This is a genomic window from Nostoc sp. DSM 114167 (genome assembly GCF_052692655.1).
Window position 1 is genome coordinate 684,298 of sequence record NZ_CP195116.1, and the last position, 12,347, is coordinate 696,644.

The window sequence follows — 12,347 nt, forward strand, 5'->3', positions numbered from 1 at the left end:
AAACTTTGTAAATATTTGCTAGTAAGTTTTAGGAAGATTTTTGTCCAACAATCACTCAGTTGTAAGTGCAACGGTGTCGAAAAACAAAACTATGTAAATAAAAATAAATTAACTTGTAACTCTTGTTGTATCTTGTTAAAGTCATTGTTATTTTTTTATAATTAATATTCCTGCAAACTTACTTAACTGATTCCCAATCCGTCGTCACGATTTACAATTAAAATATTACAATTTTGGTTTCCGTCTTGTTGGTAAATAAACCGATCTACGCTGTTAAGAGCTAGATAAACTCCCAAACCGCCAATCTGTCGTTGCTGTAGCGACTTGTTCAAATCATTTGGGGTTAACTTCTGGGTAGGATTGAAGGGAACACCAGTATCTTTAATCGTAATGTTCAAGGAGCGATCGTCAAAATCGGCTTTTAAAATCAATATGCCTTCGCGATTTGCTGCCTTATAGCCGTAATTAATGATGTTTGTAACGATTTCATCGACCGCCAAACGCAGTCTATAGGAGGTTTTTTTATTCAAACCTGCTACCATTGTTGCTGCCATCACATATTCTGCGATCGCCTTTAAAGAGTCCAGTGTTCCAGGCACAGTTAAAGGTTCCATATTTTACAGATTGGGGGTGAGTGAAAGGATGAAACTTTAGTCTGATGCCTTTCTCTGCACAATCAGCATTGTGATGTCATCAAACTGAGGTGCGTTGCTGATGTGAGCGAACAAATCAGTTGTAATCCGCTCTAGCAGAGGAGACGGCAAAAGCGCAGATCGATCTAGGAGCGATCGCAGTCGCTTTTCAGTAAAAAATTGACCGCTGGGACTGCGTGCCTCAGTTACCCCATCGGTATAGCCAATTAAGATATCGCCTGGTTCCAACTGTACTTGTTGAATTTTAAATTTCATATTAGGCATCATCCCTACTGCTGGCCCGGTTGAGTTGAGACTGGCTTTGATACCAGTCTCACCAACAACAAACAGAGTTTCGTGTCCACCATTGATGTAGGTGAGAATGCCAGTTGCCGGATCTAGCACGCCAAAAAACAGCGTCGCAAACATACTCATCTGGGCGTGCTGCTGGGCGATGTAATTATTCGTGAGCGCTACTGCTTTCAGGGGGTTAATTTGGTATAAATTAGTTGCCATCTCTGACTCAAGCAAAATCGATAATTCCGCCTCATTGGCAATAATAGAGAGTCCGCCCAAACTAATTTGTCCAGAGAAAATACGGATTAAGCTTCGGAACAAAGCCATAAATAACGCAGCGCCTACACCTTTGTCGGCGACATCAGCAATAACTAGCCCCAAGTAATCGCCAGGTAGCATGAAAACGTCGTAGAAGTCGCCAGCAACTTGACGCGCAGGAGAGAAAAACGTGGCGATCTCTAAATTAGGTAGCTGTGGGATTTCGTTGGGTAGAAAATCTCTTTGGATTTGCCGACCTTTTTCTAATTCGTAGTTGAGTGCTTTGGAATAAGTTTCAATTTTCCCATATAGCTGGGCATTTTCTAACACTATAGCGATTTGGTCAGCAGTGAGCTGCATCAGATGGGCAATTTCTGGGCTAAAGTGCCCCGGTTCTTGGTGTAGCAAGGTAAGAATGCCTAAGACCTCTTCATTCCTGAGAATGGGAACAGCTAATGCTGAACGTACAGTGTAAGGCTGATTGGGCAACTGCAACCAACGATCGTCGGTTTCAGTGTCTACAATCAACCCGATCTGGCGCTGTCTGTATACCCAACCAGCAAGCCCCTGTGCTAAAACACAACCAATCAGGCGATCGCGTTCCTTCAGTGCTGTTGTTTCCCTTTGCGTGAGGATACTATCGGTGACAGCACCCTGGCGATCGAGTAAAAACAGACTGCCTTTTTGGGCACCAGTAAGCTGACTACAAACATCTAACGTGTCTTGTAAAGTAGCTTTCAACATCTCTTCTTCGGGTGAAGCGCGGATGATTGTTGCTACTGAATGCTCCAGCAGCTTTTTTTGAGCCTGGAAAGCAGCTTTTTCTGTTTTTAATTCAGCTACCTCTCGCCGCAGGGCTTTCAGTTCCTCAATTAGCTGTTGATTCTCTGCTATGCCATTCTCTTCATAAGATCGTTGGACCATACAATATACCTGTCGCTTTAGGTACTTCCAGAAAATAAATTATCCCATTTCACGTTCATCAAAACGACTTTCTCTCCCCCTGCTCCCTGCTCCCCTGCTCCCTGCTCCCCTGCTCCCTGCTCCCCTGCTCCCTGCTCCCCTGCTCCCTGCTCCCCTGCTCCCTGCTCCCTGCTCCCCTGCCCCCCTGCTCCCTGCTCCCCTGCTCCCTGCTCCCTGCTCCCCTGCCCCCCTGCTCCCCTGCCCCCTGCTCCCCTGCCCCCCTGCCCCCTGCTCCCTGCCTTAGCCCAACAATAATTATTTACGCCGACCTCCTTATATGGGGGTAAGATTCAGGACGGCAATCGCTTCACTAAATTGAATGCATCTGCTAATTTAAATAGAAATTCTACAAGTCTCCTGCGATAACTATTAAGTTATTTTGATATAAAAGTCATCCCTTAAATAGTTGAGAATTTATAAAATTTATGCATGAAGAGTGAAATATTGGTATTCTAAACAATACCAAGATTTTCTCGGAGAACACTAAGATTTTTTGGATAACACCAAACCAAGATTTTCTCGGAGAACACCAAGATCGATCAAACTGATGGCTTCATCAGTCCGATAAATCTTCAATACCTTCATTTACTCGCAGATGTTGGCTTTGCTTGTCAATGTGCTAGAGATTAGCGGTCTGAACAATTTCCAGGTTTTAGGAGTAGCCGTGCATGGAAAAACAACATACTAGTCAGACGCTAGTAGACGTATTGCGCTACAGAGCTATTGAGCAACCTCAGACGCTAGGCTATACCTTTTTGGTAGATGGTGAATCTGAGGGAAGTAGACTCACGTATAGAGCATTGGATAAACAGGCAAGAGCGATCGCTACCTACTTGCAAACATTTGCAAAGCCAGGCGATCGCGTACTCCTGCTCTACCCACCTGGTTTAGAATTTATTACTGCTTTTTTCGGCTGCTTATATGCTGGTACGATCGCGATTCCTGCCTATCCCCCTCGGCAAAATCAGTCGATTGCTAGGTTGGGTGCGATCGTTTCCGACGCCCAAGCAACTGCCATCCTGACAACAACAGCACTATTGCCAATCGTTAAGAACTACTTTGCAGACAATCCAGGACTAGCATCTCTAAAAGTGTTGGCCAGCGATGGGATTTCTGAGGCAATCGCACAGGAATGGCAAGCACCTAATATCAATGGAAATACTTTAGCATTCCTGCAATACACCTCCGGTTCTACGGGAATGCCTAAAGGGGTGATGGTTAGCCACAGCAATCTGCTGCACAATTTAGCCTACATTGACCAAGGTTGGAATCACACAGCTAATAGTGTGATGGTGACGTGGATTCCGTTCTTTCACGACATGGGGCTAATTTATGGAGTACTCCAACCTTTGTACTACAACTTTCCTAGCTATATCATGGCGCCGGTGTCCTTTATTGGGCGTCCGATTCGCTGGTTGCAAGCTATTTCCCGCTATCAGGCAACCCATAGCAGCGCACCCAACTTTGCCTATGAACTATGCCTTCGGAAAATTACCGCAGAACAACGTGCTAGCCTAAATCTCAGTTCTTGGCAAGTTGCTTCCAATGGTGCCGAGCCAGTCAAAGCAGAAACACTCCAACGGTTTGCCAAAGCATTTGCCTCCTGTGGATTTCAAGAAACAGCTTTTTGTCCAGCATACGGGCTAGCTGAGGCGACGCTGAAAGTGACTACCGTAGAGGCACAAACTCAGCCAATAATTATCAAGGTAGAGGCAACCGCACTGGCAGAAAATCGGGTAATGCTGGCAACAGCAGAGGATTCCAAGACGCGGCTTTTAGTTGGATGTGGCAATAGCCAGCAGGGCGATACCCAAATTGCGATCGCTCATCCGGAATTATTGAGACGATGTTTACCAGATGAAGTGGGCGAGATTTGGGTAGCGGGAGCGAGTATCACCCAAGGCTATTGGCAGCGATATGAAGAAACAAAACATACATTTGCAGCTTATTTAGCAGATACAGGGGAAGGCCCGTTTCTGCGTACAGGAGATTTAGGCTTTTTACAAGACGGCGAGCTATTTATCACCGGACGACTCAAGGATTTAATTATTATTCGAGGACACAATCATTATCCTCAAGACATTGAACTCACAGTTACAAATAGTCATTCGGCTTTGGGATTGCAGGGAGTAGCCGCATTTACTATCGAGGTAGACGGTGAAGAACAACTCGTTGTGGCCTGTGAAGTCGAGCGAACTGCTATGCGGAAGCTTGATGCAAGTGAGGTAATTGGCTGCATCCGACAAGCAGTTACAACACAGCACGAGTTAGAAGTTTATGCCGTCTTGCTGTTGAAGCCAGTCAGTATCCCCAAAACTTCTAGTGGGAAGATTCAACGCTATGCCACCCGCGCCAGATTTTTGGCGGGGACTTTGGAAGTGGTGGGACAGTGGAGGAAGGCAGGGGAGCAGGTGGTCACTGAGCGTAGCCGAAGTGGGAGCAGCACTTCGACTACGCTCAGTGACCGAGGAGTAGGGGAGCGGGGAGAATTGAGAAGCCGCAAGTCAAAGGACAAGGGAGCGGCGGAAATTCAACACTGGTTGGTAAATAAGATTGCTCAACGACAAAACGTTGCACCCCAATCTATAGATCCGCATGAATCGTTTGCTTACTACGGGTTAGATTCTATTGCCGCAGTCAGCCTGTCGGCAGATTTAGAAGATTGGTTAGGTTGTCAGTTGTTGCCTACTTTGGCTTACGATTACCCAACGATCGCAACTCTATCAGCCTATCTCACAGAAAATTTATCCCAACGGCGAGAATCTCCACAACCCAGACAAAACCTCAAATCCGTCGAGGCGATCGCGATTATTGGTCTTGATTGTCGCTTTCCCGGAGCTAATAACCCAGAAGCCTTTTGGCAATTACTACGAAATGGTGAAAGTGCCATTGACCAAATTCCTGCTAATCGTTGGGATTCTCATCTTTTCTATAACCCCATCCCCGCCCAACCAGGGAAAATGAGTACTCGTTGGGGTGGATTTATCGAGCAAGTTGACCAATTCGACCCCCAGTTTTTTGGCATTTCTCCTCGTGAAGCCGAGCGGATGGACCCGCAGCAAAGGCTGTTACTAGAAGTGAGTTGGCAGGCTTTAGAAAATGCTGGATTAGCAAGCGATCGCTTGACAGGCAGCAACAGTGGTGTATTTATCGGCATCAGTACCAATGACTATGCTCGCTTCCAGTTCGATAGCTTGTCTGATATTGATGTCTATGCCAGCACGGGCAACGCTCTGAGCATTGCTGCTAACCGCCTATCCTATCAGTTCGATTGGCACGGGCCCAGTTGGGCAGTCGATACTGCCTGTTCTTCATCTTTGGTTGCAGTTCACCAAGCTTGTCAGAGTTTGCGGTTAGGGGAATGTGACTTGGCTTTGGCAGGTGGTGTTAATTTAATTCTCACCCCCCAAATGACAATCGCCCTCTCCCAAGCAAGATTCATGTCGGGGGATGGTCGCTGTAAAACCTTTGATGCGGATGCAGATGGTTATGTCCGGGGAGAAGGTTGTGGGATTGTAATGCTGAAACGTTTGACTGATGCGATCGAAGATGGGGATAATATCCTGGCGCTGATTCGCGGCTCGGCAGTCAATCAGGATGGTCGCAGCAATGGGCTGACTGCTCCTAGAGGAATTGCCCAACAAAGCGTTATCCATCAAGCACTTGTGAATGCTGGAGTCGCACCCGCAGCCATTAGCTATGTGGAAGCTCACGGGACGGGTACAGCCTTGGGCGACCCGATTGAAGTTAATTCCTTGCAATCAGTGCTGATGTCAGGTCGTTCTCCAAACCAACCTTGTGCGATCGGTTCGGTGAAGACTAATATCGGTCATTTAGAATCAGCAGCCGGAATTGCAGGGTTAATTAAAGTTGTACTAGCTTTGCAACATCAAGAAATTCCCGGTACACTTCATCTCCAGCAGTTAAATCCGAAGATTACCATCCAAGACACGCCTTTTTCAATTCCCTGCGAGACTCAGAAATGGTCTGGTTTTGGCGAGCAACGTTTTGCAGGAGTAAGTTCCTTTGGCTTCGGCGGTACGAATGCCCATGTTGTTCTAGAGGAAGCACCAACAGGGGGCAGGGGAGCAGGGGGCAGGGGGCAGGGAGCAGGGAGCAGAGGAGCAGCCCTTCTCTACGAGACGCTGCACGAACGACTACGCTCAGTGACCGAGGAGCAGGGGAGCATACTTCGACTCATTTCGGCTACGCTCAATGACCAACGCTCAGTAACCGGGGGAGTAGGGGAGCATGTCAAATCGTTGTTGACGCTTTCGGCAAAAAGTGAAATAGCGTTACGGGAATTAGCTCGGCGGTATGTGGCGTTTTTGGAGTTTCATTCAGAAGTATCTTTGAGGGATATTTGTTATACAAGCAATGTGGGGCGATCGCATTTTCACCATCGACTAGCTCTGGTTGCAGAATCCTCTGAGGAATTTTGCGAGGAACTCGCAGCGTTCATTTATAATTCACCACCTTCTAGAACAGGCGATCGTTGTCAAGGAGTTGCTTTCCTGTTCACTGGCCAAGGTTCGCAATATATCGGTATGGGGCAGGAACTTTACAACACGCAACTTGTTTTCCGGCAAGCCATAGAACGCTGCGCTGAAATCTTACAGCCATACTTAAATCAACCTCTGTTAGAGGTTCTATATCCAAGTAGTGAGTTAGAAAACCCAACTCAAGCCTCTATTAACGAAACCGCTTATACCCAACCTGCTTTATTTGCTCTGGAATATGCATTGTCCCAGCTATGGCAATCCTGGGGAATCAAACCGAGTGTGGTGATGGGACACAGTATCGGCGAGTATGTTGCCGCAACTGTTGCAGGAGTGTTCAGTCTGGAAGATGGACTAAAGTTGATTGCCGCACGGGGGAGACTGATGCAAGCGTTACCGTCTGTGGGAGCAATGGTAGCGGTATTTGCCCAGTTGCAAGAAGTATCGAGCATCATTGATGAGTATTCAGATTTGGCGATCGCCGCAATGAACGGCGCACATCTGATCGTCTCAGGTGGATCTGAATCTATGACATCGGCTGTGGCTAGGTTAGAAGCAAAGGGAGTGAAGACAAAAGCACTTGAGGTTTCCCATGCTTTTCATTCGCCGTTGATGCAACCCATGCTGGCGGAGTTTGAGCAAATTGTCCGGCAAGTAAACTACTGTCTGCCAAATCCCGATATTCGCTTTATTTCTAATCTCACTGGTCAACTGGCTGCATCAGAGATCGCCACGCCTGAATATTGGGTGCAACATGTGATGCAGCCAGTCCGGTTTGCTGATGGAATGGTAACTCTCGCAGAACTAGGAACCTTAGCGTATTTGGAAGTTGGGCCGCAACCGATTTTATTGGGAATGGGTCGCCAGTGCTTACCGAGTAACGAGTATGTGTGGCTTCCCAGCCTCAAAAAGGAAGCGAATTCTCAGCAGATGTTGTGTAGTTTGGCAACTTTGTACGAGTCTGGAATATCAGTTGATTGGGTAGGCTTCCATCATGGCTCTCAAAATCGTCGGGTAGTGTTGCCCAATTATCCCTTTGAGCGATCGCGTTTCTGGATGGAAACTGCATCTAATGACGTGACTGCTAAAGAATCGCTCTGTTCGCCAGCAGAAATCAAGCGTTTGCTTGTGCCCCAGTTGGCTGAATTGACAGCCCAACTTAATCTAAAAAACTATGGGGAAGCCCTAAGTACTTTAGAATCCCTAAGTATCCTTTATGTGGTGGCGGCATTCCGGCAGATGGGATGGAATTTGCAGCTAGGCGATCGCTATTCCATCCCCCAACTTACCAAACTAGGAGTCATTGAGCAACATCAGAAACTCGCTTTGCGCCTGTTGGAAATGCTGGTTGAAGAAGGAATTCTTCAGCGAATTGGCAATCAGTGGGAAGTAACTCGAATACTAGAGTTACCCACACCACAAGCGCAACTGGATAATTTGCGATCGCAATATCCCCAAGCAAATGCAGAACTGACACTGCTAGAGCGTTGCGGTTCGCACCTGGCTCAAGTACTCCAAGGTGAAACTCGTCCATTGGAGTTGCTATTTCCCCAAGGCGATTTGACAGCATTAACCCAGCTTTACCAGGATTCTCCCGGCGCAAAGGTAATGAACGCACTAGTCCAAAAGGCAATCTCAACCGCGATTTCCACCGCTACAGTCAGCATTTTGGAAATTGGAGCCGGAACCGGCGGAACAACTGCTTACCTTCTACCCCATCTCCCAGCAGAGCGAACTGAATATGTGTTCACAGACTTAGGAACGTGGTTTACTGCCAAGGCTCAAGAGAAATTTCGGGATTACCCATTTATCCGCTATCAGTCCTTAGACATCGAACAAGACCCCCAATCTCAGGGATTTACTAACCATCAATACGACATCATTGTGGCAGCAAATGTCCTGCACGCAACTGAGGATTTACAGCAAACCTTACGTCATGTTCGCAGCCTGTTAGCACCAGGAGGATTGTTAGTGTTGCTTGAAGGAACAAGTCCCCGACGCTGGTTAGATTTGGTTTTTGGATTAACGCCAGGGTGGTGGAAATTCTCAGACTACGAATTGCGACCATTCTACCCTTTGTTAGCGGTGAGTGACTGGCTGGAATTGTTGTCTGATTGTGGGTTTCAAGAAGCTGTGCATTTGGCGCCTGATTGCGAGGCGATCGGCGATTCATTCCAACAGGTTGTTATTCTGGCTCAGAGCATCAGCACCGATAACCCAGTCAACCACAATCATCTTCCATCGCCCGTTGCTACCACCATCAACACGCCACAATCAACATTTCTCCAATCGCTACTAACCAAGCCTCCACGAGTGCGACAGGAGGAATTAATTACTCATGTCCGCTCATTGGTAGCTAAAGTTTTAGGCTTAAAGCAACCCCAGTCCATCGGTTTGCAGCAAGGATTCTTTGAATTAGGGATGGATTCATTAACTGCTACGGAGTTGAAAGATCAATTGCAAAATAGTTTAGGCTGTTCCCTTTCCCCAACTACACTATTTGATTATCCGACGGTGGCAGCGTTGGCGAATTATCTGGAAACGCAAGTGTTGTCGTTAGATCCACAAGCATCAGCCCAGGAGGCTAACTCTAACTCAGAGAGTGTCCAGCAACAAGTTTTACTGAAAGAATCATCATTAGAAAAAAGAGCGAGATTGTCATCGTCGGAGCAATCCCTTGACGAAATTGCAGATTTGCTAGCTGCAAAACTAGCATCAATCAGAGAGGGAAAACTGCTATGAGTCGTCCTTCCGAAACCAGAGATTATGGACAATTGATGCAGAACGCATTGCTGGAGCTATCAGCTCTACAAGCAAAGCTCAATACCCTCGAACATGCTGCAACTGAACCGATTGCAATCATCGGTATTGGTTGCCGCTTTCCTGGAGGAGTTAACTCTCCAGAGCAGTTATGGCTGTTATGCAAAAATGGTGGTGATGCGATCGCCGAAGTCCCTAGCGATCGCTGGGATGTAGATGCTTACTACGATCCCGATTTAAGTAGTTATGACAAAACTAACACTCGTTGGGGTGGCTTTTTAGCAAATATCGATCTATTCGATCCTGGCTTTTTCGGAATTTCCACGAGCGAAGCAGCTACCATTGACCCCCAACAACGCTTGCTATTAGAAGTAAGTTGGGAGGCATTAGAAAACGCTGGATACGACCCCTTACAACTGGCTGGTTCTCAGACTGGTGTCTTTGTGGGAATTGCCACTTGTGATTATTACAAAGCCATGACCGCAATTCCCACGAGAGCCGGTACCGGGATTGCCAATAGTATGGCGGCAAATCGCCTGTCTTACTTTTTGGATGCGCGAGGCCCTAGTGTGACAATTGACACTGCTTGTTCGTCATCTCTGGTTGCCATTCATACCGCTTGCCAAAGTCTGCGGCATCAAGAGTCAAATCTGGCATTGGTGGGCGGCGTGAATATTATGTTGTTACCGGAGGTGAATATTACCTTTTCCCAGGCTGGCATGATGTCATCTGATGGACGTTGCAAAAGCTTTGATGCTACAGCCGATGGCTACGTCCGAGGAGAAGGGTGTGGGGTAGTTATCCTGAAGCGTCTTTCAGATGCAGTTAAAGATGGCGATCGCATTTTAGCGTTACTGCGGGGAACTGCGGTGAATCATAACGGCCGCAGTGTTGGTCTAACTGCACCAAATGGGTTGGCTCAACAAGCAGTGATTCGGCAAGCATTGGCAAATGCCAGAGTAGCACCCGATGAAATTGACTATGTTGAGGCACATGGTACGGGTACTCCAATGGGGGATGCCATCGAGCTACAAGCAATTTTCGGGGTACTAGGACAGGGGCGAAACCTCGAACAACCCTGCGGACTCGGTTCTGTGAAAACTAATATTGGCAACCTAGAAGCTGCTGGTGGGATTGCCGCATTCATCAAAACTGTCCTCTGTTTGCAACACGGAGAAATTCCCCCTCATCCCCATTTCAAAACCATCAATCCCCATATTGACATCAAGCCAACACCATTCTTGATTCCTACAATCGATCGTCCGATAGATATCAAGCCTCGGTTTGCTGGCGTTAACTCTTTTGGCTTTGGCGGCACCAATGCTCATGTAGTACTGGAAGCAGCCTCCGATTTTAGATTGCCGATTTTGGATTTTAGATTGGATGATGCTGATGACAATCCAAAATTGCTGTTGACGCTTTCGGCAAAAACTGAGACAGCGTTACGGGAACTAGCAAGTTGCTATGCAGATAGTTTAGAAAATTATGCTGCTCAATCGATTCCCGATATCTGTTTCACAACTAATATCGGTCGATCGCATTTTAATCATCGTCATGCCATCATTTCATCAGGCGATTTACCTGATTTAATCTCCGAACTGAGGACATTCGCCACTAGCAAACAGACAACAGGACGGCTAGAGTCGGATAATCGGCCGAAGATTGCATTTTTGTTTGCTGGGCAGGGTTCGCAATACGTTGGTATGGGATGGGAACTTTACAACAGCCAGCCTATTTTCCGTGCTGCCTTAGACGATTGCGATCGCATCTTACGCTCTTATTTGGATCGGCCACTGTTGGAAGTACTGTATCCATTAGGGGAAGGGGAAAAGGGGAAAGGGGAAGGGGAAAGAAATTTAGGGCCTCATCTTTTAGATGAAACTGCCTATGCCCAACCTGCTTTATTTGCTGTAGAGTATGCCTTAGTGAAATTGTGGCAGTCATGGGGCATTGAACCCGATGCGGTGATGGGTCACAGCGTCGGAGAGTATGTAGCTGCTTGTGTGACAGGTGTATTTAGCTTGGAGGAAGGGCTGTACTTGAGCGCGGAACCGGGACGATTGATGGCAACGCAAGCTAGAGAAGGGCAAATGGTGGCGGTGTTTGCAGCCAAGGAGATTGTAGAGGAAGCGATCGCATCTTACCAGGATGCTGTTGCCATTGCTGCCTTTAACGGCCCTACCCAAACGGTGATTGCGGGCGATAGACAAGCGGTTTCAGCAGCGATCGCCCGTCTGGAATCGGATTTCATTATGACTCGCGAGTTGAATGTTGCCCACGCGTTTCACTCACCCTTAGTAGACCCCATCCAAAATGCCTTTGAGCAAACTTTGAGGCAAATGCAGTTTCATCCCCCAAGTCTGCCGTTTATCTCTCATCTTTCGGGAGAATTCGAGGCAGGGGTACTAGATGCTAACTACTGGCGCTCCCAACTGCGATCGCCTGTGCGTTTCGATCGAGGTATCCAGACTTTAGCAGAGACAGGGTATAATATTTTCTTGGAAATTGGGCCAACAGATACTTTGGCAAGTATGGGTAAACGCTGTCTACCTAAAAACACTGCTAATTGGTTGTCTTCTTTAAGACAAGGGCATAACGACTGGCGATCGCTGCTCGACACCTTAGCTACTTTATACGAGAAGGGTATAAACATTAATTGGTCAGAATTTCATCGAGATTCTCCCAGACAACGAGTTGCTCTGCCCACTTATCCTTTTCAGCGCCAACGCTGTTGGATTGACAACGAATTTTAGATTTTAGATTTTAAATTTTAGATTTTAGATTTTTTGGTTCATGCCCCACCCCGCTTCAATTTTAGATTTTAGATTGCCGATTTTAGATTAAAAATTCCTCAATCCAAAATCCCAAATCCCAAATCCAAAATTGATTGACTCCCAAATAAAAAATACCCCACTGTTCCCAGTCAGCAATTAGCCAA

General features: G+C 46.9%; 4 protein-coding genes. 2 read left to right on the forward strand and 2 right to left on the reverse strand.

All coding sequences use genetic code 11. The annotated features are described in order from the left end of the window. Positions 1-182: 182 nt before the first annotated feature. Together NSTC731_RS02865 and NSTC731_RS02870 are read right to left on the reverse strand one after the other, a co-directional pair. The gene (locus NSTC731_RS02865; protein WP_445629540.1) at positions 183-614 is read right to left on the reverse strand and encodes an ATP-binding protein; all 432 of its coding nucleotides are present in this window, start codon (positions 612-614) and stop codon (positions 183-185) included. Between the two features lie 36 nt (positions 615-650). Beyond that, on the reverse strand, positions 651-2,111 hold the full coding sequence (locus NSTC731_RS02870; RefSeq protein ID WP_445629541.1) for a PP2C family protein-serine/threonine phosphatase: 1,461 nt from the start codon (positions 2,109-2,111) through the stop codon (positions 651-653). Positions 2,112-2,818: 707 nt separating this feature from the next. On the opposite strand from NSTC731_RS02870, the gene NSTC731_RS02875 reads away from it, so the two are divergent. Both NSTC731_RS02875 and NSTC731_RS02880 read left to right on the forward strand, forming a co-directional pair. After that, the gene (locus NSTC731_RS02875) at positions 2,819-9,391 is read left to right on the forward strand and encodes a beta-ketoacyl synthase N-terminal-like domain-containing protein (RefSeq protein ID WP_445629542.1); all 6,573 of its coding nucleotides are present in this window, start codon (positions 2,819-2,821) and stop codon (positions 9,389-9,391) included. Further along, the gene (locus NSTC731_RS02880; RefSeq protein WP_445629543.1) at positions 9,388-12,162 is read left to right on the forward strand and encodes a type I polyketide synthase; all 2,775 of its coding nucleotides are present in this window, start codon (positions 9,388-9,390) and stop codon (positions 12,160-12,162) included. The genes NSTC731_RS02875 and NSTC731_RS02880 overlap by 4 nt, the downstream gene beginning before the upstream one ends. The last annotated feature ends 185 nt before the right edge of the window (positions 12,163-12,347 follow it).